Annotated in this window: 19 protein-coding genes; 17 read left to right on the top strand and 2 right to left on the bottom strand. The window is 66.9% G+C overall.

Annotated features, from left to right (window positions below; all coding sequences use genetic code 11):
* The first annotated feature begins 2 nt into the window (after positions 1 to 2).
* Genes aceB through LK10_RS01170 form a run of 3 tightly spaced genes read left to right on the top strand, consistent with a single transcriptional unit; the run spans position 3 to position 3,768 of the window.
* Positions 3 to 1,601, top strand: coding sequence for a malate synthase A (aceB, locus tag LK10_RS01180; protein ID WP_043119476.1), 1,599 nt, complete (start codon positions 3 to 5; stop codon positions 1,599 to 1,601).
* Entirely contained in the window at positions 1,601 to 2,962 is a 1,362-nt protein-coding gene (locus tag LK10_RS01175; protein ID WP_081998184.1) for a DUF6986 family protein, read from the top strand. Before aceB ends, LK10_RS01175 begins: the two co-directional genes overlap by 1 nt.
* The gene (locus LK10_RS01170) at positions 2,959 to 3,768 is read left to right on the top strand and encodes a bifunctional allantoicase/(S)-ureidoglycine aminohydrolase (RefSeq protein WP_043119475.1); all 810 of its coding nucleotides are present in this window, start codon (positions 2,959 to 2,961) and stop codon (positions 3,766 to 3,768) included. The genes LK10_RS01175 and LK10_RS01170 overlap by 4 nt, the downstream gene beginning before the upstream one ends.
* 168 nt (positions 3,769 to 3,936) lie before the next feature.
* Here LK10_RS01170 and LK10_RS01165 read toward each other — a convergent pair whose 3' ends face one another.
* On the bottom strand, positions 3,937 to 4,191 hold the full coding sequence (locus LK10_RS01165; protein ID WP_043119474.1) for a hypothetical protein: 255 nt from the start codon (positions 4,189 to 4,191) through the stop codon (positions 3,937 to 3,939).
* 261 nt (positions 4,192 to 4,452) lie between these two features.
* Between LK10_RS01165 and LK10_RS01160 the strand changes: the two genes are divergently transcribed.
* The 10 genes from LK10_RS01160 to LK10_RS01115 all read left to right on the top strand — a co-directional run bounded on the left by LK10_RS01160 (position 4,453) and on the right by LK10_RS01115 (position 14,859).
* On the top strand, positions 4,453 to 5,247 hold the full coding sequence (locus LK10_RS01160; RefSeq protein ID WP_043119473.1) for a hydroxypyruvate isomerase family protein: 795 nt from the start codon (positions 4,453 to 4,455) through the stop codon (positions 5,245 to 5,247).
* The gene (locus LK10_RS01155) at positions 5,156 to 6,211 is read left to right on the top strand and encodes a 2-hydroxy-3-oxopropionate reductase (protein WP_331377424.1); all 1,056 of its coding nucleotides are present in this window, start codon (positions 5,156 to 5,158) and stop codon (positions 6,209 to 6,211) included. Before LK10_RS01160 ends, LK10_RS01155 begins: the two co-directional genes overlap by 92 nt.
* A 12-nt stretch (positions 6,212 to 6,223) precedes the next feature.
* A complete protein-coding gene (gene gcl / locus LK10_RS01150) occupies positions 6,224 to 8,011 on the top strand; it encodes a glyoxylate carboligase (protein WP_043119470.1) in 1,788 nt (595 codons plus the stop codon).
* A 12-nt stretch (positions 8,012 to 8,023) separates the two neighbouring features.
* Positions 8,024 to 9,226 (top strand): glycerate kinase, encoded by a 1,203-nt coding sequence (locus LK10_RS01145; RefSeq protein ID WP_052206810.1) that lies wholly within the window; start codon positions 8,024 to 8,026, stop codon positions 9,224 to 9,226.
* Complete coding sequence (allB, locus tag LK10_RS01140) at positions 9,223 to 10,566, top strand: allantoinase AllB (protein ID WP_043119468.1); 1,344 nt, start codon at positions 9,223 to 9,225, stop codon at positions 10,564 to 10,566. The genes LK10_RS01145 and allB overlap by 4 nt, the downstream gene beginning before the upstream one ends.
* 21 nt (positions 10,567 to 10,587) lie before the next feature.
* The gene (bcp, locus tag LK10_RS01135) at positions 10,588 to 11,061 is read left to right on the top strand and encodes a thioredoxin-dependent thiol peroxidase (RefSeq protein WP_043119466.1); all 474 of its coding nucleotides are present in this window, start codon (positions 10,588 to 10,590) and stop codon (positions 11,059 to 11,061) included.
* 309 nt (positions 11,062 to 11,370) lie between these two features.
* Entirely contained in the window at positions 11,371 to 11,901 is a 531-nt protein-coding gene (gene uraD / locus LK10_RS01130) for a 2-oxo-4-hydroxy-4-carboxy-5-ureidoimidazoline decarboxylase (RefSeq protein ID WP_269429478.1), read from the top strand.
* The gene (gene uraH / locus LK10_RS01125; protein ID WP_043119463.1) at positions 11,898 to 12,239 is read left to right on the top strand and encodes a hydroxyisourate hydrolase; all 342 of its coding nucleotides are present in this window, start codon (positions 11,898 to 11,900) and stop codon (positions 12,237 to 12,239) included. The genes uraD and uraH overlap by 4 nt, the downstream gene beginning before the upstream one ends.
* A gap of 5 nt (positions 12,240 to 12,244) precedes the next feature.
* Positions 12,245 to 13,183 carry a factor-independent urate hydroxylase gene (gene pucL / locus LK10_RS01120; protein ID WP_043119462.1) on the top strand — a complete coding sequence of 313 codons (939 nt, stop codon included), beginning with the start codon at positions 12,245 to 12,247 and terminating at the stop codon, positions 13,181 to 13,183.
* Positions 13,184 to 13,362: 179 nt separating this feature from the next.
* Entirely contained in the window at positions 13,363 to 14,859 is a 1,497-nt protein-coding gene (locus LK10_RS01115; RefSeq protein WP_043119460.1) for a nucleobase:cation symporter-2 family protein, read from the top strand.
* Positions 14,860 to 14,962: 103 nt separating this feature from the next.
* Here LK10_RS01115 and LK10_RS01110 read toward each other — a convergent pair whose 3' ends face one another.
* Positions 14,963 to 15,850 (bottom strand): AraC family transcriptional regulator, encoded by an 888-nt coding sequence (locus LK10_RS01110; RefSeq protein ID WP_043119458.1) that lies wholly within the window; start codon positions 15,848 to 15,850, stop codon positions 14,963 to 14,965.
* A 244-nt stretch (positions 15,851 to 16,094) separates the two neighbouring features.
* Here LK10_RS01110 and LK10_RS01105 point away from each other — a divergent pair, with 244 nt between their 5' ends.
* The 4 genes from LK10_RS01105 (at position 16,095) to purM (ending at position 20,928) form a co-directional block, all read left to right on the top strand.
* On the top strand, positions 16,095 to 17,717 hold the full coding sequence (locus tag LK10_RS01105) for an RCC1 domain-containing protein (protein ID WP_043119457.1): 1,623 nt from the start codon (positions 16,095 to 16,097) through the stop codon (positions 17,715 to 17,717).
* Between the two features lie 102 nt (positions 17,718 to 17,819).
* Positions 17,820 to 18,116, top strand: a complete 297-nt coding sequence (locus LK10_RS01100; RefSeq protein ID WP_043119455.1) for a hypothetical protein — start codon at positions 17,820 to 17,822, stop codon at positions 18,114 to 18,116.
* 35 nt (positions 18,117 to 18,151) lie between these two features.
* Positions 18,152 to 19,750, top strand: coding sequence for an amidophosphoribosyltransferase (gene purF / locus LK10_RS01095; RefSeq protein ID WP_043119454.1), 1,599 nt, complete (start codon positions 18,152 to 18,154; stop codon positions 19,748 to 19,750).
* On the top strand, positions 19,747 to 20,928 hold the full coding sequence (gene purM / locus LK10_RS01090; protein WP_043119452.1) for a phosphoribosylformylglycinamidine cyclo-ligase: 1,182 nt from the start codon (positions 19,747 to 19,749) through the stop codon (positions 20,926 to 20,928). The genes purF and purM overlap by 4 nt, the downstream gene beginning before the upstream one ends.
* Positions 20,929 to 21,205: the final 277 nt, after the last annotated feature.

Genomic DNA, 21,205 nt, shown 5'->3' with positions numbered 1-21,205 from the left:
CTATGGCCATCACCGTGACCGACAACCACCCCGTGGACCGGGCCGAGGAGGTCCTCACCGACGAAGCGCTCGCGTTCGTCGAGGAACTGCACCGCCGCTTCGCCGGCGAGCGCAAGGCTCGCCTCGAGGCGCGCAAGGTACGACGCGCGGAGGCCGCCTCGACCGGCAAGCTCGACTTCCTGCCGGAGACGGCAGAGATCCGCGCGGGCGATTGGAAGGTTGCGGAGGCACCGGCGCCGCTCCAGGACCGCCGTGTCGAGATGACTGGCCCCGCCAGCCCCGCAAAGATGGCCATCAACGCCCTCAACTCGGGCGCCAAGGTGTGGCTCGCCGACATGGAGGACGCCTCGAGCCCGCACTGGAGCAACGTCGTCGACTCGGTCCTCAACCTGCGGGACGCGGCGCTCGGAACCCTCTCCTTCACCTCTCCTGAGGGCAAGGAGTACCGGCTGCGCACGGACGCGCCGCTCGCCGTCGTCGTCACCCGCCCGCGCGGGTGGCACATGGAGGAGCGGCACGTTCTGGTCGACGGCGAGCCCGCCTCGGGCGCGCTCGTGGACTTCGGCCTGCACTTCTTCCACGTCGCGAAGCTCCTCATCGAGTCCGGTCGGGGCCCGTACTACTACCTGCCCAAGATGGAGAGCCACCTCGAGGCCCGCCTCTGGAACGAGATCTTCGTGTTCGCACAGGACTACCTCGGCATCCCGCAGGGCACCATCCGCGCGACTGTGCTCATCGAGACCATCCCGGCCGCCTTCGAGATGGATGAGATCCTGTACGAGCTCCGCGACCACGCCTCGGGCCTCAACGCTGGCCGCTGGGACTACCTCTTCAGCATCATCAAGTACTTCCGCGACGCGGGCGAGCAGTTCACGCTCCCGGACCGCGCGTCCGTGGTGATGACGGCGCCGTTCATGCGCGCCTACACCGAGCTCCTCGTCCAGACCTGCCACAAGCGCGGCGCCTTCGCCATGGGCGGCATGGCTGCGTTCATCCCGAACCGCAAGGAACCGGAGATCACCGCGGCGGCCATCGAGAAGGTCCGCGCCGACAAGACCCGCGAGGCCACGGATGGCTTCGACGGTTCGTGGGTTGCGCACCCGGACCTCGTCTCCACGTGCGAGGAGGTCTTCGACAGCTTCCTCGGCGACAAGCCGAATCAGGTCGACCGGCAGCGTCCCGAGGTCCACGTGACGGCAGATCAGCTGCTCGACGTCGCCTCGACCGAGGGTGTCGCGACGGAGGAGGGCCTGCACCTCAACCTGTACGTCGCCGTCGCCTACACGGCCGTGTGGCTCTCGGGCAACGGCGCCGTGGCAATCCACAACCTCATGGAGGACGCGGCAACGGCAGAGATCTCGCGCTCACAGGTGTGGCAGCAGATCCGCAACAAGGTCGTGCTCGCCGATACCGGCAACACGGTGACGCGTGAGCTCGTCGAGCGCATCCTCGCCGAAGAGACGGAGCGCCTCCGCGGGGAGGTCGATCCTCAGCAGTTCGCGAACTTCTACGAGCCGGCGAGCCGCCTCATCGCGGACATCTGCCTCTCCGAGGACTACACGGACTTCCTCACGACTCCTGCCTACGAGCTGGTGGGATGATGAGCCTCCCGACTTCCGGAAGCGGCTTCCCGGCCCAGGTGTTCGACGACGGCGACTACGAGCGGATCGACGCCGGCCTCGCCGACACCGACCGTCTCCTCGCCGACGGATACCCCGGGGACGCGGGCACGCGCCAGCCCGTGCACACCGTCTACGTGCCAGCGGACCGCTACTCGCCGTCGCTCGCCGCGGACTGGGGCCAGCAGGCCCTGGCCGCGGCAGCCGAGGCCGGCGGGATCCAGCGTCTCGCCGAGCTCGTGGGCCTCGCCCCCGAACTCGCGGCCGAAGTCGCTTCGCGGGTCGAGGCGAAGCTGCGAGAGGAGCCGATCGAGGATCTCCGGATCGACTTCGAGGACGGCTACCTCGCCGCCGCGAAGACCAGCGATCCAAATGCAACGGAGGACGCCGAGGCGATCCGGGCGGCCGATCAGGTCACCGCCGCCGTCGCGTCCGGGACGGCGACGCCGTTCGTCGGCATCCGCTTCAAGTGCCTCGAGGAGACAACCCGCCGACGCGGACTGCGGACGCTCGAGCTGTTCGTCTCACGCCTCGTCCAGCAGGGCGGACTGCCCGAGGGCCTCGTCCTCACGCTGCCCAAGGTGAGCACCGTGGACCAGGTCAAGGCGATGGTCTACGCCGTCGAACGCCTCGAGTCCTCACTGCGCCTGCACCCGGGGCGCCTCGGCTTCGAGGTTCAGGTCGAGACGCCGCAGCTCATCATCGGCGCAGACGGCAGCCACCCCGTGGCGCAGCTCCCGCACCAGGCGGACGGGCGCATCACGGCGCTGCACTACGGAACGTACGACTATTCGGCCTCCCTCCAGATCGCCGCCGCGTATCAGTCGATGGAGCACCCTGCGGCTGACTTCGCGAAGGAAGTCATGCAGCTCGCCGTCGCCGGAACGGGCATCCGGCTCTCGGACGGTTCGACGAACGTCCTTCCCGTGGGTGACGCCGCGCAGCGCGAGGAAGCCTGGAAGCTGCACGCGCGGCTGGTTCGCCGATCACTCGAACGCGGCTATTACCAGGGCTGGGACCTGCACGCGCACCAGCTCCCCACGCGCTACATCGCGACGTATGCGTTCTACCGGGAGGGTCTCCCCAAGGCCACCGAGCGGCTGCGAAACTATGTCCAGCAGACCGTCGGAGCCGTCCTCGACGAGCCTGCGACCGCTCGCGCCCTTGCCGCGTTCGTGCTCCGCGGCGTGCAGTGCGGCGCTGTCGGGGCGGACGAGGTCCGCGCGTCGACGGGCCTCTCGGAGCTCGACCTCACCCGCCTCGCCCACCCGCGCCTAGCGGAACAGATCCCTGCGACCACCCTCGCGGCCCCGGCCGCGGAACCCCAAGGAGCGTCACGATGAGCTACTTCTACCCAGAGGGCGGCCTGCCCCCGCAGACCCAGCTCCTCACCGACCGCGCGATCGTCAAGGAGGCCTACACGGTCATCCCCAAGGGCGTCCTGCGCGACATCGTCACGAGCAACCTTCCCGGCTGGGAGAACACCCGCTCGTGGATCCTCGCGCGCCCCATCGCGGGCTTCGCGACGACGTTCTCGCAGCTCATCGTCGAGGTCGGCCCGGGCGGCGGCTCGAAGAAGCCCGAGCCCGAGGCTGGGGTTGAGGGCGTCGTCTTCCTGACCAAGGGGAAGCTCACCCTTACGCTCGACGGCGAGACCCACCACCTCGAGGAGGGCGGCTACGCCTACCTCGCGGCGGGAGCCGACTGGTCGCTCGCGAATGAATCGGACGCGATCGCCTCGTTCCAGTGGATCCGCAAGGCGTATGAGCGGCTCGAGGGCTACGAGGCCAAGAGCTTCGTGACGAGCGACAAGGAGGTCGCCCCGACCCCCATGCCGAACGTCAACGGCGTCTGGTCCACCACCCGTTTCGTGGATCCGGGCGATCTCGCGCACGACATGCACGTGAACATCGTGACCTTCGAGCCCGGCGGGACCATCCCCTTCGCCGAGACCCACGTCATGGAGCACGGACTCTTCGTCCTCGAAGGCAAGGCCGTGTACCGACTCAATGACGACTGGGTCGAGGTCGAGGCCGGCGACTTCATGTGGCTGCGGGCGTTCTGCCCCCAGGCCTGCTACGCCGGTGGCCCGGGCCGCTTCCGCTACCTCCTGTACAAGGACGTCAACCGGCAGATCCGCCTCACCTGACGCCCCTCCCCCGCCTGCTCGCTACCCCCTCCCTTTACCGGGAGGGCCAGCAAGCAGGCCCCAAAGCACGACGGCGCGGGGCCGGACTGGCACTGAGCCGCTCCGCGCCGTCGTACCCAATCCTCCGCCCCCGGTCGCGCAACGCCGGGGGCGGAGGCATTTCGTCTTTCAGCTCGCGAGCCTCTCGCTCTCACCACCGTCCGCGTCCCCGTCCTCAGGGACCCACCGGACCGCAACCTTGGCGCCATCGCCGTCTTCTTCGATCCGGAGCACGAGGTCGACGCCGCAAAGATGCTCGTGCTGCGCGTAACGTCCGTCGAGTCGGGCGGCCTCCAGGAGTCGCTCGAGAGCAACCGCGAGAGCCCGTCCCCAGTCGCGGGGATCTGTACTTGAGGCGCGCTCGGCGCCGACGTAACTGGCCATGTGGCCATTGTTCACCGCGCTACATGGGGCGCGCCAGTGCCACAAAGACCCTCGCGCCCGCGCTCCAGCCCGTTTCTGAAGGTGGCGAAGGCGTGTCGGAGATGAAAATCTCGGCGAGTCGCGACCTCGCCCGTCCAGAAGTGGGCCAGACCGCCGCGCCTCCCCTTGCCCGGGTTGACCCGGGTCACAGCTCAGTTCTACACTTTTCATCAAGAGAAATTCTTATTCCACATTGCGAAAGCGACGCAGGAAGGTCCGACAATGACGTACACGGTGAACTGCTCAATCCTCCTCACCGAGCTCCCCCTCCTCGAGCGCCCCGCCGCGGCTAAGGCCGCCGGCTTCGACGCGGTCGAGTTCTGGTGGCCCTTCGCGGAGGCAGTGCCCTCCGACAAGGATGTCGACGCGTTCGTCACCGCGGTCAAGGATGCCGGCGTGCAGCTGAGCGGCCTGAACTTCTTCGCGGGCGACATGCCGGGCGGTGACCGCGGCCTCGTGTCGTGGAAGGGCCGCTGCGGAGAGTTCAAGGACAACATCGACGTGGTCGTCGGCATCGCCGAGCGCACCGGGACCAAGGCGTTCAATGCCCTGTACGGCAACCGCCTCCCCGAGTCCACACCCGAAGCGCAGGACGAGCTGGGCCTGAAGAACCTTGTCGCGGCTGCCGAGGGCGTGGCGAAGGTGGGGGGCATCGTGCTCCTCGAGCCCGTTTCCGGCACCCCGTCCTACCCCCTCAAGACCGCCGCAGACGCCCTCGCAGTCATCGCCAAGACCAAGGAAGCGGGCGTCGAGAACGTCAAGCTCCTGGCGGACTTCTACCACCTCGCAGTGAACGGGGATGACGTTCCCGCAGTGATCGAAGAGCACGCCAAGGACTTCGGCCACGTCCAGATCGCCGACAACCCCGGTCGCGGCGCGCCCGGCACCGGCGCCCTCCCCCTGGGCGAGTGGATCACCCGCTCGCGTGAGCTCGGCTACGACGGCTACATCGGGCTCGAGTACAAGGCCCCCGCCGCCGAGGCCTTCACTTGGGCCATCCGCCCCGTCGCCGGCTGACCACCTCAGCAAGCGCCAGCCACCGCCGCAAGCACATCCAGCACAGGCTTCCCGAAGGAGAGAACCAATGACCAACGCAGAGAACAAGGCCAGCATCGCTGTCATCGGCCTGGGCATCATGGGCCTTCCCATGGCCGTCAACCTCGTCAAGGCCGGCTACGCGGTCACGGGTTACAACCGCAGCCCTGAGAAGGCCGCGAAGCTCGCAAGTGACGGCGGCAAGGCCGCAGCAAGCGTCGCCGAGGCCGTCAAGGACGCCGACGTCATCATCACCATGGTCCCCGACTCCCCCGACGTCGAGGCCGTCACGACCGGCGAGGACGGCGTCTTCGCCAACGCCAAGCCCGGCGCCCTCTGGATCGATGCCTCCTCGATCCGCCCCGACGTCGCCGTCCGCCTCGCCGAGGCCGCGCGCACCGCCGGCCTCCGGCCTCTGGACGCCCCGGTCTCCGGCGGCGAGCAGGGAGCGATCGACGCAGTCCTGTCCATCATGGTCGGCGGTGCACACGAGGATTTCGAGGCCGCCCAGCCCATCCTGAACGCGGTCGGCAAGACAATCGTCCACGTCGGTCCCTCCGGCTCCGGCCAGACCGTCAAGGCTGCCAACCAGCTCATCGTCGCGGTCAACATCCAGGCACTCTCGGAGGCGATCGTCTTCCTCGAGGCCTACGGTGTCGACACCGACGCGGCCCTGAAGGTCCTCGGCGGCGGCCTTGCCGGCTCCAAGGTCCTCGATCAGAAGGGCCAGAAGATGCTCGACCGCAACTTCGACCCTGGCTTCCGTCTCGCCCTCCACAACAAGGACCTCGGGATCGTCACCTCCGCCGCCCGCGAAGCCGGCGTCGTCGTCCCCCTCGGCGCGGCTGTCGCGCAGCTGGTCTCCGCTCTCGTCGCGCGCGGCGACGGCGGCCTCGACCACTCGGGCCTCTTCAAACTCACCAACGAACTTTCCGGCAAGAACTAAAGGAGCACCGACATGGCAAAGATGCGCACTGTCGACGTGATCGTGGCCATCCTGGAGAAGGAAGGCGCGACCGAGGCGTTCGGCCTGCCCGGCGCCGCAATCAACCCGCTGTACTCGGCGATGAAGGTCCACGGGGGCATCCGCCACACCCTCGCCCGCCACGTTGAGGGTGCCTCCCACATGGCCGATGGCTACTCCCGGGCGAAGGCCGGCAACATCGGCGTGTGCCTCGGAACGTCCGGCCCGGCCGGCACGGACATGATCACGGGTCTCTACGCCGCCCAGGCCGACTCCATCCCGCTGCTGTGCTTCACGGGCCAGGCGCCCGTCGCGAAGCTGCACAAGGAGGACTTCCAGGCGGTGGACATCGAGTCCATCGCGAAGCCCCTCACGAAGATGGCCATGACCATCCTCGAGCCAGGCCAGGTCCCCGGTGCCGTGCAGAAGGCGTTCCAGCTCATGCGTACCGGCCGCCCCGGCCCCGTGCTGCTCGACCTGCCGTTCGACGTGCAGATGGCGCAGATCGAGTTCGACATCGACTCCTACGAGCCGCTCCCCGTCGAGAAGCCGCGCGCCACCCGCAAGCAGGCCGAGAAGGCCCTCGACATGCTGACCGCAGCGGAGAAGCCGCTCATCGTTGCCGGCGGCGGCATCATCAACGCCGACGCGTCGGACAAGCTCGTCGAGTTCGCGGAGATCCTGAACGTGCCGGTGGTCCCGACCCTCATGGGCTGGGGCGCAATCCCGGACGACCACCGCCTCTCCGCAGGCATGGTGGGCCTCCAGACGAGCCACAAGTACGGCAACGCGACGTTCCTCGAGTCGGACTTCGTGATCGGCATCGGCAACCGGTGGGCCAACCGCCACACGGGCACCGTCGAGAAGTACACCGAGGGCCGCAAGTTCGTCCACGTGGACATCGAGCCGACCCAGATCGGGCGCGTCTTCTCCCCCGACTTCGGCATCGTCTCGGACGCCGGCCTCGCCCTCGACGCCCTCATCGAGGTCGCGAAGGAGCGCAAGGCCGCGGGCACCCTGCCCGACTACTCGGCGTGGGCGGAGTCCGCGCAGGAGAAGCGCGGCCGGATGCAGCGCAAGACGCACTTCGACAACGTGCCCATGAAGCCGTTCCGCGTCTACGAGGAGATGAACAAGGCGTTCGGCCCCGACACGACGTACGTCACCACGATCGGCCTCTCGCAGATCGCGGGCGCGCAGATGCTGCACGTCTTCGGGCCGCGCAAGTGGATCAACGCCGGCCAGGCAGGCCCCCTCGGCTGGACGGGGCCCGCGGCCCTCGGCGTCGTGCGCGGCAAGCCGGGCGAGACCGTTGTAGCACTCTCGGGCGACTACGACTTCCAGTTCATGATCGAGGAGCTCGCCGTCGGCGCGCAGCACCAGCTGCCGTACATCCACGTCGTGGTCAACAACTCTTACCTCGGCCTGATCCGCCAGTCGCAGCGCGGCTTCGAGATGGACTACCACGTTTCCCTCGCGTTCGAGAACGTGAACGCAACCGGCTCCGAGGCCGCGCAGGGTTACGGCGTGGACCACATCAAGGTCGCCGAGGGCCTCGGCTGCAAGGCGATCCGCGTCGAGCACCCGGAGGACCTGGGACCCGCCTTCGAGAAGGCTCGCGCCCTCATGGCCGAGTACAAGGTGCCGGTGGTCGTCGAGGCGATCCTCGAGCGCGTCACGAACATCGCGATGGGCACCGAGCTGGACAACGTGGTGGAGTTCGAGGATCTGGCGGAGCGCCGCGAGGACGCCCCGACCGCGATCGTCGCGCTTCTCGACTAGGCGATCGCTTCCATGAAGCCCACGAAGATCGTCCTCGCCCCGGACAAGTTCAAGGGCACCCTCACGGCGCCCGAGGTGGCGGCAGCACTCGCAGAAGGCATCCGAGATGTGCTCCCTGCGGCCAAGCTTGTCCTGGTCCCTGTGGCCGACGGCGGCGAGGGCACCGTGACTGCAGCGCTCGGCGCGGGGTTCTCCCCGCGCCGAGCGCGCGTCTCGGGGCCCACCGGCCAGCCGCTCACGGCAGAATTCGCCGTCGACGCGGCGGGCCGCGCCGTCGTCGAGATGGCTGCCGCCTCGGGGCTCGACGTCCTGCCCGGCGGTGTCAAGAACGCGCGCAACGCGACGAGCCTCGGAACCGGCCAGCTCATCCGCGCCGCGCTCGACGCCGGGGCCCGCGAGATCGTCCTCGGTGTAGGCGGCAGCGCATGCACCGACGGCGGCGCCGGGATGCTGCAAGGCCTCGGCGCGCGCTTCACGGACGACGCCGGGAACGAGCTCCCGCTCGGGGGCGCGGCTCTCGCGCGCATCGCCGAAGCTGATCTCGGCGGGCTCGACGCCCGTCTGGACACGGCAACTTTGGTTCTCGCGGCCGACGTCGACAATCCCCTTCTCGGCGAGCGCGGCGCCGCCGCCGTGTTCGGCCCCCAGAAGGGGGCAACGCCGTCGGATGTCGCCGACCTCGACGCCGCCCTCGCTCGCTTCGCCGAAGTCCTCGGCGGGGCAATGGGCGGCCGCGCGAAAGCCGCGAAGGACGCTCCGGGGGCCGGTGCCGCCGGCGGCGTCGGCTACGCGGCGCTCACCCTCGGCGCCCAGCGGCGGCGCGGAATCGACGTCGTCGTCGAATTCACCGCGCTGCGCGAGAAGCTCGAAGGCGCCTCCCTGGTCGTCACGGGCGAGGGCAGCCTCGACTCGCAGTCGCTTTCGGGGAAGGCGCCTGTCGGCGTCGCGACGGTGGCGCGCACGCATGGCGTGCCAGCTGTGGCGGTGTGCGGCAGGAACCAGCTCGATGAGGCCACGCGCCGCGCTGCCGGCTTCGCCGCTGTGCACGCACTCACCGACCTCGAACCCGACGTCGAGGTCTGCCTCGCGGACGCCCGCCGCCTCGTGCGCGAGACCGGGCGCCTCATCGCGGCGGACCTTTCACGGGCGCTCACGGGAACGTTCGAGCCCCTCACTATCGTTGACACTGACAGCAGGAAGGAATCTGTGCGATGACTGACACCGAATTCGATCTGGTCATCCGCGGGCAGCGCGTGCTCACGACGGCGGGCATCGTCCCGCGCGAAGTGGGCATCACGGATGGGCGCATCGTCGCGCTCGAGCCGCTGGGCAATGGCCTCGCCGGGCGCGAGGTCATCGAGCTCGGCGACGATGAGACCCTCATCCCGGGCCTCGTCGACAGCCACGTCCACGTGAACGAGCCCGGCCGCACCGAATGGGAAGGGTTCGCCTCAGCGACCCGCGCTGCCGCGGCCGGCGGCGTCACGACCATCATCGACATGCCCCTCAACAGCATCCCGCCGACGGTCAATGTGGACGCGCTGCGCGTGAAGCGGGCCGCTGCCGAGACGCAGTCGTTCGTGGACGTCGGCTTCTGGGGCGGCGCCATTCCGGGCAACACGGGCGACCTCCGGGCACTGCACGACGAGGGCGTCTTCGGCTTCAAGTGCTTCCTCCTGCATTCGGGCGTCGACGAGTTCCCGCACCTGGAAGTCGACGAACTCGAGAAGGATCTGGGCGAGATTGCATCGTTCGACGGCCTCATGATCGTCCACGCCGAAGACTCGCGGGCCATCGACCACGCGCCGAACCCCGAGGGCGACATCTACGAGAGCTTCCTGCACTCGCGGCCGCGCGGGGCGGAGAACGTCGCGATCGCCCAGGTGATCGAGCGGGCCAGATGGACAGGTGCGCGCGCGCACATCCTGCACCTTTCGTCGTCGGACGCCCTCGCGATGATCGCCACGGCGAAGCGGGACGGGGTCAAGATCACGGTCGAGACATGCCCCCACTACCTCACGCTGCTGGCCGAGGAGATCCCCAACGGGGCGACCGCGTTCAAGTGCTGCCCGCCGATTCGCGAAGCCTCGAACCGGGAGCTGCTGTGGAAGGGCCTCGAGGACGGCGTCATCGACTGCATCGTCTCGGACCACTCCCCCAGCACGATCGACCTCAAGGACCTTGAGAACGGAGATTTCGGCGTGGCGTGGGGCGGCGTTGCGTCGCTCCAGCTCGGTCTCCCGATCATCTGGACCGAGGCACGCCGCCGCGGCCTCCCGCTTGAGCGGGTCATCGAATGGATGGGCCGCAAGCCGGCCGAGCTCGCCCGGCTCCAGCGCAAGGGAACTCTCGCCCCGGGGTACGATGCTGACCTTGCGATCTTCGCGGCGGATGAGGCGTTCGTCGTCGATGCGGACAAGCTGTACCACAAGAACCACATCACGCCTTACCAGGGAAAGACCCTCTCCGGCGTGGTGCGCCGCACGTTTGTGCGCGGCACCGAGGTGGACTTCAGCGAGCCCAGGGGCCAGCTGATCCGCCGAGGCACGGCCTGACCGAACTCCCTAGGAGGAACCATGACAACCACCACGAAGCTCAGTGCGGGGCAGCAGGCCCCGGACTTCACGCTCCCGGACGCTTCCGGGAAGGATGTCTCGCTCGCGGACTACCGTGGCCGCCGCGCTGTCGTCTACTTCTACCCGAAGGCGGCCACCCCTGGCTGCACGACGGAGGCCTGCGACTTCCGCGACAGTCTCGACTCGCTCAACGCCGCGGGCGTGAGCGTCATCGGCATCTCGCCGGACCCGGTGGAGGCCATCGCTTCGTTCGCCGATGACTTCGGCCTCACCTTCCCGCTCCTTGCGGACGAGGGGGCTGCCGTGGCCAAGGCCTGGGGCGCCTGGGGCGAGCGCATTCGCAATGGTGAGGTGGTCGAGGGCATCCTGCGCTCGACTGCGGTCGTCGCGCCGGATGGCTCGATCGAGTCGATCGATTACAACGTGAACGCAGACGGCCACGTGGCCGCGCTGCGGGAGAAGCTGGGCGTCTAGCCGACCTCGCTCCCTAGGAGGGCCCCGGACACGCGTCTGGGGCCCTCCTTTTCGTTCCCATCCCGCGCTCCCTCCCGCTTGTGCTTTCCCAATCACTCCGGGCGCGGCGTGTTTCAGCGGGACACGCGCTCGGCCGCAGCAGAAGTGGGCTGGAGCGCGAGCAGCGAAGCCGGTCACACAATAAGGTGTTGACAATCACACCCGGATCCCCCAAACTATTTACACATGCTGAAATAACAGTTCCACGATACGGAACCCAAGAAACCGACGTTCCGTATAGCCGTCACCGTGGATGCCAGCATTGAGCAGTTGAGGACCCGACAAGCCATGTTGCTTGAACAGTTCAACGCCGCCCCCGCCCGCGAGGCTCGCGAGCTTTTGAAGCCCTGCCTCGATGTGCCCCGCTGGATCGAAGAGATCACCGCCGCCCGCCCCTTCGCAAGCCTCGACGCCCTTCTGGCGACTGCTCGAGGCGCGGCCGATCCCTTCACCCCGGCTGAGCTCGAGGGCGCTCTTTCCCACCATCCGCGCATCGGCGAGAAGGCGAGCGGCAAGTCCGCAGAGGCCTCGATGTCGCGCAACGAGCAATCCGGGGTCGACCAGCGCGACCCGGAGACGGTCGCCGCACTGGCGGAGGGGAACCGGGCTTACGAGGAGAAATTCGGCCGGGTCTTCCTGATCCGTGCCGCCGGCCGTTCGGCCAACGAGGTGCTCACCGCACTCCAGGAACGCCTGGGCCACACGCCCGAGCAGGAGGAGCCAGTTGTCGCGGAGCAGCTCCGCGAGATCGCGGTGCTCCGGCTTGAGCAAAGCCTGACTCGAGAGGAGCCCAGCGCATGAGCATCTCCCATGTGACCACCCACATTCTGGATACCGCGGCCGGCAAGCCGGCAGCAGGTGTCGCCGTCGAACTCTACGCCCGCGACGGCGAGGCATGGTCCCAGATTGGAACGGGCACCACCGATGCTGACGGGCGGGTGAAAGACCTCGGCCCGGAGCGTCTGGAGAGCGGTTCCTACCGCCTTCAGTTCGCCACCGGAGCCTACTTCGCCGGCATCGGGCAGGAGACCTTCTTCCCGGAGGTTTCTCTGACCTTCACGGTCAACGAGAACGAGTCGCACTACCACGTGCCGCTCCTGCTGAGTCCTTTCGCCTTTTCTACTTACCGAGGGAGCTAAGCACCATGGCGCAGAACAACACTGGAGAGAACACCGCCAGCAAGATCGTCCTGGGCAAGAACCAGTACGGCAAGGCCGAGGTCCGGGTCGTCAAGATCACCCGTGACACGGCCCGCCACGAGATCGAGGACCTCAACGTCACCTCGCAGCTGCGGGGCGACTTCGAGGCGGCACACCTCGACGGCGACAACGGCCACGTCGTCCCGACCGACACCCAGAAGAACACCGTCTACGGCCTGGCCCGCGAGGGAATCGGCTCCCCCGAGGAGTTCCTCATCCGGCTCGCGAACCACTTCACGTCGGAGTTCGGCTGGGTCACCGGGGGACGCTGGGAAGCCGAGCAGTGCGCCTGGGAGCGCATCATCGCCCACGGCGAGGGCCACGACCACTCCTTCGTCCGCAAGGGCCAGGAGGTCCGCAACGCCGTCGTGACCAAGGATGGCGACAACGTCTACGTCATCTCGGGCCTCAACGACCTCACGGTCCTGAAGTCCACTGAGTCCGGCTTCGTCGGCTACCCGAAGGACCGCTTCACCACCCTTCAGGAAACGACGGACCGGATCCTCGCAACCGACGTCTCCGCACGCTGGCGCTACAACAACGAGGCGATCGCCAACGGCACCGTCGACTTCAACAAGGCGTACGACGACGTCAAGGCCCTCCTGCTCGAGGGCTTCACCGAGGGCTACTCGTACGCCCTCCAGCAGACGCTCTTCCAGATGGCCCAGAAGGTCCTGGACGCGCATCCCGAGATCGACGAGGTCCGGTTCTCGACGCCGAACAAGCACCACTTCGTCGTCGACCTGACCCCGTTCGGCCTCGACAACCCGAACGAGGTCTTCTACGCGGCTGACCGCCCGTACGGCCTCATCGAGGCGAACTTCGAGCGTGAGAGCATCTCCGACCCCGGTAACGCCTGGGACGGCATCGCCGGCTTCTGCTGAGCCGGGCCATCCTTTCTCGCTCACTCCGCACCACCTGAGTAAGGCGCGGACGACGGCGGTGAACTCCGGCCGCCGTCGCCCGCCCTTTCCGTCGCATCACCTGATCCATTGCCCACCCAACCCACCATCACCACCCTCAGTTGCGCACTCGGTATTCAAAGCTGACAAGGAGGTCTGCTATGTCCCGAAAGACAGCGCCGGTCTCTGTTGCTGATCCCAGCACGGAGACGACGAGCCCAGAGAACCAGAAGCTGCCTGTTTCCACGGCGTTCGCCTATGGCATCCAGCACGTGCTCACGATGTACGGCGGCATCATTGCACCGCCGCTCATCATCGGTTCGGCCGCCGGGCTCAAGGGGCCGGATCTTGCCCTGCTGATCACGGCATGCCTCTTCATCGGCGGACTTGCAACCCTGCTGCAGACTCTCGGCATCAAGTGGTTCGGCTCGCGCCTCCCACTCGTTCAGGGGACCTCGTTCGCCTCGGTTGCGACGCTGCTCGCAATCGTGAACGGCGGCGGAGGGCTGCCAGCCGTCTTCGGCGCCGTCATGGCCGCCTCTGTCATCGGCCTGATCATTGCCCCCTTCTTCTCCCAGATCATCCACTTCTTCCCACCGGTAGTGACCGGCGTGGTGATCACCACGATCGGCCTCTCGCTCGTCCCGGTCGCTGCTGGCTGGGCGCTCGGCAATTCCTCGTCCGCTCCGGACTATGGGAGCCCCGCGAACATCGGCCTCATGGCCCTCACGCTCGTCATCATCATGGTCCTGAGCAAGCTCGGAAGCGGCGTCGTCTCGCGCCTCTCGATCCTGTTGGCGATCATCATCGGCACGATCATCGCGGTGTTCCTCGGCAAGGCTGACTTCTCGCAGGTGCTCAACGGTCCGATCTTCGCCTTCCCGGAGCCGTTCCACTTCGGTCTCCCAACGTTCGAGCCGGCGGCCATCATCTCGATGGTCATCGTCGTCCTCGTGATCCTGACCGAGACGACGGCGGACATCCTCGCCGTTGCCGAGGTTACCGGTGCCAAGATCGATTCGAAGCGGATCGCGAATGGTCTCCGCGCAGACATGCTGTCCTCGGCGGTCTCCCCGGTCTTCAACGGATTCACGCAGAGCGCCTTCGCGCAGAACGTCGGCCTCGTGGCAGTCACTGGAATCAAGAGCCGCTTCGCGGTGGCTGCCGGCGGCGTCGTCCTCATGGTCCTTGGCCTGATGCCCGTACTCGGCCGCGTTGTCGCCGCCATACCGATGCCGGTTCTCGGCGGTGCTGGGATCGTCCTCTTCGGCACCGTCGCGGCGTCGGGTATCCGGACGCTTTCGAAGGTTGACTACAAGGACAACATGAACCTGATCATCGTCGCGACGTCGATCGCGTTCGGTCTCGTTCCGGTCGTCGACCCGACGTTCTACTCGAAGTTCCCGACTTGGGTCCAGGTCATCTTCTCCTCGGGCATCAGCTCAGCGGCCCTCATGGCGGTCCTGCTGAACATCCTGTTCAACGTCATCAGGCGCGGCACTCCGAACAGCCCGTCGGTGTTCGCAGCGGCGCCGACTCGCATGGTGCCGATCGTGGTCCTGGATGCTCTCGAGGAGGGCGATCGCTGCGAGAACGGGAAGATCTTCGACAAGGACGGCAACGAAGTCCAAGTCGAGACGTCTCACGAGGTTCATTGACACTGAGATTGCGCACTGAGTAAACACCTAGTAGGCCCTGCTCTCCACTTAGAGAGCAGGGCCTACCTTTATGATCCGACTCTTCGAGTATTAGGAAACCAAGTCAATTCCTCCGGTGATGTGCCGGCAGCATTCCCGTGGCACCAATAATCGCCTTTCGCATTGCCCGGGCATCCAGGAATCCGCTCATTCTGGCAATCACCTCGAAAGTCGCCTCCTCCATATCCTTCAATCCCAGCAATCTGATCGCTTCCTGAGTCCGATAGGAACGGATCACGTTCCCCAGGCCACCCCTGGTCGAGAACGCACGTTGGAGCGCCCGAACCGAGACTCCAACCCTCCCTGCCAACTGCTTCGCCGTCAGTTCGCGGCTGCGGAACTCCCGCGCGATGACCCTCAACGCTTCCACAGCCAGCCGCTCCTCCCGGTCCCCTGAAATAGAAGCCGTGATAGATGCTTCTACGAGGACGGCGGTGGAAAGGCCGAGGAGCAGTTCGGCGGCACCTGCGTCCCGCCCGGGGGACCGGAAGACCACTTCCGCTACCGCTCTAACGGCTGCCATGCTCGTCGAGGCTCCACGGAGAAGATAGGGCGTGTCCACGGAGAAGGCGACTTCGGCCGGCCCAACTCCCTTCGTCATGCTCACCACGAGGGCCCTGCCCGGTGCCTCGAGACGCAGTTCAACGGGCGCGCCCTCCCGCATCGCCACCATGCCGCCGGGTGGGACAGTGGACTCTTCGACGCGGAACTGTGTGTCGAATGGCAGCACGAGGTGAACGCAGTCCTCCCTTGAGGGGAAGACCGCCACGCCCGTGGAGCGGCATTCGGTCGCGGCCACATAGGTCAAGACCATGTGGCCGGCACGGACGGCTCTCAGCCGCAGGGCGAAGCCTCCCGCTTCGCCAAGTGGTTCAACCAGTCCTCCCAGCTCGGCAACGCCCTCGGCCCCGAGGAAGTCATGCTGATTCCCGTCGACCCATCTCTTAACCACACGTCCCCCTGTGCGCCACTCAAATCGAGAATTCAGTCAGCGCCCTGCCGGGTCTGTGAGACGCTCGGGTCGCGACTTTCCCCACACGATAAACGGCGGTCGGCACCACTTAGACGGATAGTGCTGGCCTCTTGGCGCAGATCTGCACTTTGCACCGCGTGCGCCTCATCGCACCTCTACGGTTCAGAATGTCCGGCTTCCGCTCGAAGTCGCCATCAACGAATTCCTGTGAGAAAGAGTCAGCATGCCCGAGCCCACTGTCCCCGGCCCCCCGAACGGCGAGAAACCCACGACCGAGGGCATCCCGCGGCGGACCATCACCCGCACTGCCGCGTGGTCCGTACCCGTCGCCCTCGCAGTGGTTGCCACGCCCCTCGCGGCCGCATCCCCGACGGGGGGCGTCATCCTGTTCGACTACCCCGAATACATCGTGGGCCCGGGTATGACCTACGGCTCGATCACGGGCAAGGTTGTGCCGAACGTGGGGACCTCGCTACCCGCGACAGTGACGCTCACCTATCCGCCGGGTTGGAGTGGCCCGGGAACTGCCGCGGTCAATCCAGTCGACGGAACCTTCACCGTCAACGGCGTCGTGGCACCCGGCAACGTGGGCAGCGCGCCGCTCGCGGCTAGCTCCTCCGGCTTTACACCCGGGACCACAACTCTCATCGTCGCCCTGAACCCGGTCCCGCCCGCGACCGACGGCATCGTGTGGGGTGAGAATCTCGCGACCACGCTCTACCGCAGCGGCGCCCTGCTCCAGACGTATGCTGTAACGCCCGAGAACCTCAACGGCCCAGGCACCCTCGGCTCCAAGTCGATCATTGCCCTGGCCGGAGGCTACCGCGATCACAACAGCTACCTCATCCGGAGTGACAACACGCTGTGGAGCCACGGAGCTGGCTCCAACGCCTGTGCCCCCGGAACCACCCCGACCATTGCCGGGATCTTCGGATTCGGCGGTGCATCGGCTCTGCTGCCGGGAGAGAAGTTTGTAGACACTGTCGCCTTCACGGGCGGCGGGTACGTCCTCACGACCCACGGCCGCGTCTTCTCTTGGGGCTTCAACACGTCCACCGGTTCGCTGGGCAACGCAACCTTCGGCCCGGACACCAACGCGCCGAAAGTCGTCATCAATCCGCAACCGGACGTGTTCATTACCGCGATCTCTGCCGGATACACGGGCGGGATCGCTCTCGACACCAAGGGCCGGGTCTGGACTTGGGGCATCAACGACCAGTCTGACCTCGGAACAGGCCTCAGCGGCAATCAGTCGGTCATGAAGCCCGTCATCCTTCAGGACGGTACGCCGATCTCAGGGGTAAGCCAGATCCGAGGGCGCTTCAAGGGAGGCTTGGCACTACGAAACGGCATGGTGTACAGCTGGGGCTACGGCGCCGGCGGAATGAACGCCAACGGCAGCAACTCCAACCAGAACTACGCCGCGCCCGTGCTCACGGGTCCCGGAACGCCGCTGACTGGGGTCGCACAGCTGCCGAAGTTCTACCACGAGGCGTACCACAGCGCCGCGCTGAGAAGCGACAACACGGTTTACACGTGGGGCTACGGCTCGTACTACGTCCATTCGCCCTCGAGCGAGGCAAGCCGGGTCTACGCTGCTCCCTACGCCGGCGGCCTACCCGCCGGCACGATCACCGAGATGGCGCTCAGCTACTACGGAACCCACATCCGCCTCGCGGACGGCTCAGTGTGGAACTGGGGCTACGGCGCTTATGGTCAGGGCGCCAACGGAACCACCACCGTCTACCTCACCAACCCAGTGCGCGCGCTGACCGCTCCAGGCGTTCCAGTTGTTGCGGCTGGCTTCTTCCCCAACAGCCACGGTGGGGTCTTCGCTCGAAAGTAGCCTCTAAGACCAACTGGGTGGGTCCTGTGCCGTCTGCGCCGGGACCCACCCCATCGTCCAGGTCGTTGAATCCTGCAGCACGAAACTCGGTACCCTAGATACATGCCCTCGCAGCGCCAGATCACCGTTCGCCGTGCCCCGAAGTTCGTCCCGTTCCTCGTAACAGGCGGCCTTCTCGGCGCCATTGCGGCCGTCATCTTCGGTTCCGGAGGCGATCTACCGGATGGCTACACGAGTCAATCGGCGTTCGGATACTTCCTTGTCCTGTTCGTCGCCGTTGGCGTCCTAGTCGGTGGAGTCGCGGTGCTCATCGTCGACCGCGTGAGCATCAAACGAGCGCGCCGCGCGACCGTTGAGGAGCTTCCCGACGAGGCAGATGACGAGGGCGCAACCTCCTGAAACGGGGCCCCTCCCGGTCATGAGACAATTGGCCAGTGGTACGCGGTGACGGACTCCTCTCACTTGACCTAGACCCAATCGACAAAGGACCGAAGGACGCCTGTGGCGTCTTCGGTGTGTGGGCACCCGGCGAAGAGGTCGCCAAGCTCACCTACTATGGCCTGTACGCCCTACAGCACCGCGGACAGGAGTCCGCGGGCATCGCCGCGAGCGACGGCGCGCGGATCAGTGTGTACAAGGACATGGGCCTCGTTTCGCAGGTGTTCGACGAGTCGACTCTCAACACGCTCACCGGGCACATCGCCGTCGGCCACTGCCGCTACTCGACTACGGGCGCGAGCCACTGGGCGAACGCGCAGCCGACCCTCGGGGCGACCGCCAACGGAACCGTCGCCCTCGCCCACAACGGCAATCTGACCAACACCGCCGAACTCCGCGACATGATCGAAGAGCTCACGGGCGGCCATCTCACGGGCGAGATGAAGCAGGGCAACACCTCGGACACGGCGCTCGTCACGGCACTGCTGGCGGGCGAGAAGGGGCAGACTCTCGAGGAAACCGCGATGGCGCTCCTGCCCAAGATCCGCGGCGGGTTCTGCTTCGTGTTCATGGACGAGGGGACCCTCTACGCCGCACGGGACACATACGGCATCCGCCCCCTCTGCCTTGGCCGCCTCGAGCGTGGCTGGGTGGTCGCGTCTGAGCAGTCGGCGTTGGCGACCGTGGGAGCGAGCTTCATTCGGGAGATCGAGCCCGGCGAGTTCATCGCGATCGACGAGAAGGGCGTCCGCTCGCAGCATTTCGGCAAGCCCACTCCCGCGGGCTGCGTCTTCGAGTACGTCTATCTGGCACGTCCGGATGCGAGCATCGCGGGACGTTCGGTGTACGAATCGCGCGTCGAGATGGGCCGCCAGCTCGCTCGCGAGAACACTCACGAGGCCGACATCGTCATTCCGGTCCCCGAGTCCGGCACGCCGGCCGCAGTCGGCTACGCCGAAGAATCGGGCATCCCGTTCGCGCACGGCTTCGTCAAGAACTCGTACGTGGGTCGAACGTTCATCCAGCCCTCGCAGACGTTGCGGCAGTTGGGTATCCGGCTCAAGCTCAACGCCCTTGAGTCGGTGATCCGCGGCAAGCGTGTGGTGGTCGTGGACGACTCCATCGTGCGCGGCAACACCCAGCGGGCGATTGTGCGCATGCTGCGGGAGGCCGGCGCGAAGGAGGTCCACGTCAAGATCTCGTCGCCGCCCGTCAAATGGCCCTGCTTCTACGGAATTGACTTCGCTTCGCGTGCCGAGCTCATAGCCAATGGCGCCACGGTCGAGGAAATCTCCCAGGCTATCGGCGCGGACTCGCTCGGCTACATCTCGGAGGACGGGATGATCACCGCGACCCAACAGCCTCGCGAGCGCCTCTGCACGGCGTGCTTCACCGGCACGTACCCCATCGAGCTCCCGAGCGCCGACAAGCTCGGCAAGAACCTCCTCGAGCGTGAAGTAACGTCCGAGGCGACCGAAGACGGGGCCACCACCGATCCGGCCGACCGCCCTGGCGCGGCTGGCTGCGATCCGGGGCCCGATTCGGAACTTGAACCCCTCCTGACCCCCGCAGACCGCGACGAGGCCAACGTATGACGAACTCCGTTCCCCAGCCCACCACTTCCCCCGCCGCGACGGGCATCACTTATGCCGCTGCCGGCGTCGACGTCGAAGCGGGGGACCGCGCCGTCGAACTCATGAAGGACGCCGTCAAGGCGACTCACAGCGCATCGGTGCTGGGCGGCGTCGGCGGTTTCGCCGGCCTGTTCGACGTGAGCAGGCTCCTCACCTACCGACGCCCTCTGCTCGCGACGTCGACTGATGGCGTAGGCACGAAAGTCGCCATCGCCCAAGCCATGGATGTGCACGACACCATCGGCTTCGACCTCGTGGGCATGGTCGTGGACGACATTGTCGTAGTGGGCGCCGAGCCCCTGTACATGACCGACTACATCGCCTGCGGCAAGGTTGTTCCTGAGCGGATCGCCGGCATCGTGCGCGGAATTGCCGCAGCGTGCGCTCAGGCGGGCACGGCGCTTGTGGGCGGGGAAACGGCCGAGCACCCCGGCCTCCTTGGGCAGAACGAGTACGACGTCGCGGGCGCGGCAACGGGTGTCGTCGAGGCCGACGCGCTTCTGGGCCCGGAGCGGGTCAAGGCGGGCGACGTCGTCATCGGCATGGCTTCCTCGGGGATCCATTCGAACGGGTACTCCCTCGTGCGCCGGGTCATCAACCATGCGGGATGGGCCTTGGACCGCCAGGTCTCAGAGCTCGGACGCACGCTGGGCGAGGAGCTGCTCGAGCCGACCCGCGTGTATGCAGCCGACTGCCTCGACCTCGTCCACAGCCTCAACGGCAGTGCCGGCGGGTCCGATCTTCCGCTTCGTGGATTCAGCCACGTCACCGGCGGCGGTCTTGCTGCCAACCTCGCTCGCGTGCTGCCCAAGGGCCTGCTCGCGACCGTCGACCGCTCGACTTGGGAACTCCCCGCCATCTTCAAGCTCGTCGCCGAACTCGGGAACGTCCCGCAGGCGGACCTCGAGCGGACGCTCAATCTGGGTGTCGGCATGGTGGCGATCGTTGCCCCCGAGGCAGCAGACGCGGCGCTCGCAAGGCTCGCCGAGCGAGGCGTGCCGGCGTGGGCGATGGGCAGCGTGGGAACGGACGACGCCGGAGCCTCCTCGGCTGCCGGGGCCTCCAGCGATCCCGATCACATTCAGGGCGCAAAGGGCGTTGACGGCGGGGCTGTCCGCCTCGTCAACGCCTACGCCTGACCGTCTCGGGTACGCCAACTCCCCCCTCTCAACGTTTCGGGTACGCCAACTCCCCCCTCTCAACGTGTGATGTCTCAGGTGATCGTGGACGGTTCATGTCTCGCGTGAGTGTGGACAGTTCATGTCTCACGTGAGTGTGGGCGCTTTGGGTGGGGCGGGGTGCTTGAGGCCGCTGCGGGAGACGAATCTGGTGCCCTCGGGCGGTCTGGGGTGGGCGAGGATCTCGGTGCCCTGCTCGTCGAAGAACGCCACGGTGCGTTCGTCGTAGACGACGCGC

The organism is Sinomonas humi (assembly GCF_000802235.1).
GTDB classification, from domain to species: domain Bacteria; phylum Actinomycetota; class Actinomycetes; order Actinomycetales; family Micrococcaceae; genus Sinomonas; species Sinomonas humi.
The sequence above is the reverse complement of the archived record's forward strand: the minus strand, read 5'-3'. Positions and strand labels throughout refer to the sequence as shown.

Bases quoted from the DNA above. Each gene is read 5' to 3' on its own strand.
- aceB (WP_043119476.1), top strand. From the start codon at position 3: ATGGCCATCACCGTGACCGACAACCACCCCGTGGACCGGGCCGAGGAG.
- LK10_RS01175 (WP_081998184.1), top strand. From the start codon at position 1,601: ATGAGCCTCCCGACTTCCGGAAGCGGCTTCCCGGCCCAGGTGTTCGAC.
- LK10_RS01170 (WP_043119475.1), top strand. From the start codon at position 2,959: ATGAGCTACTTCTACCCAGAGGGCGGCCTGCCCCCGCAGACCCAGCTC.
- LK10_RS01165 (WP_043119474.1), bottom strand. From the start codon at position 4,191: ATGGCCAGTTACGTCGGCGCCGAGCGCGCCTCAAGTACAGATCCCCGC.
- LK10_RS01160 (WP_043119473.1), top strand. From the start codon at position 4,453: ATGACGTACACGGTGAACTGCTCAATCCTCCTCACCGAGCTCCCCCTC.
- gcl (WP_043119470.1), top strand. From the start codon at position 6,224: ATGGCAAAGATGCGCACTGTCGACGTGATCGTGGCCATCCTGGAGAAG.
- LK10_RS01145 (WP_052206810.1), top strand. From the start codon at position 8,024: ATGAAGCCCACGAAGATCGTCCTCGCCCCGGACAAGTTCAAGGGCACC.
- allB (WP_043119468.1), top strand. From the start codon at position 9,223: ATGACTGACACCGAATTCGATCTGGTCATCCGCGGGCAGCGCGTGCTC.
- bcp (WP_043119466.1), top strand. From the start codon at position 10,588: ATGACAACCACCACGAAGCTCAGTGCGGGGCAGCAGGCCCCGGACTTC.
- uraH (WP_043119463.1), top strand. From the start codon at position 11,898: ATGAGCATCTCCCATGTGACCACCCACATTCTGGATACCGCGGCCGGC.
- pucL (WP_043119462.1), top strand. From the start codon at position 12,245: ATGGCGCAGAACAACACTGGAGAGAACACCGCCAGCAAGATCGTCCTG.
- LK10_RS01115 (WP_043119460.1), top strand. From the start codon at position 13,363: ATGTCCCGAAAGACAGCGCCGGTCTCTGTTGCTGATCCCAGCACGGAG.
- LK10_RS01105 (WP_043119457.1), top strand. From the start codon at position 16,095: ATGCCCGAGCCCACTGTCCCCGGCCCCCCGAACGGCGAGAAACCCACG.
- LK10_RS01100 (WP_043119455.1), top strand. From the start codon at position 17,820: ATGCCCTCGCAGCGCCAGATCACCGTTCGCCGTGCCCCGAAGTTCGTC.
- purM (WP_043119452.1), top strand. From the start codon at position 19,747: ATGACGAACTCCGTTCCCCAGCCCACCACTTCCCCCGCCGCGACGGGC.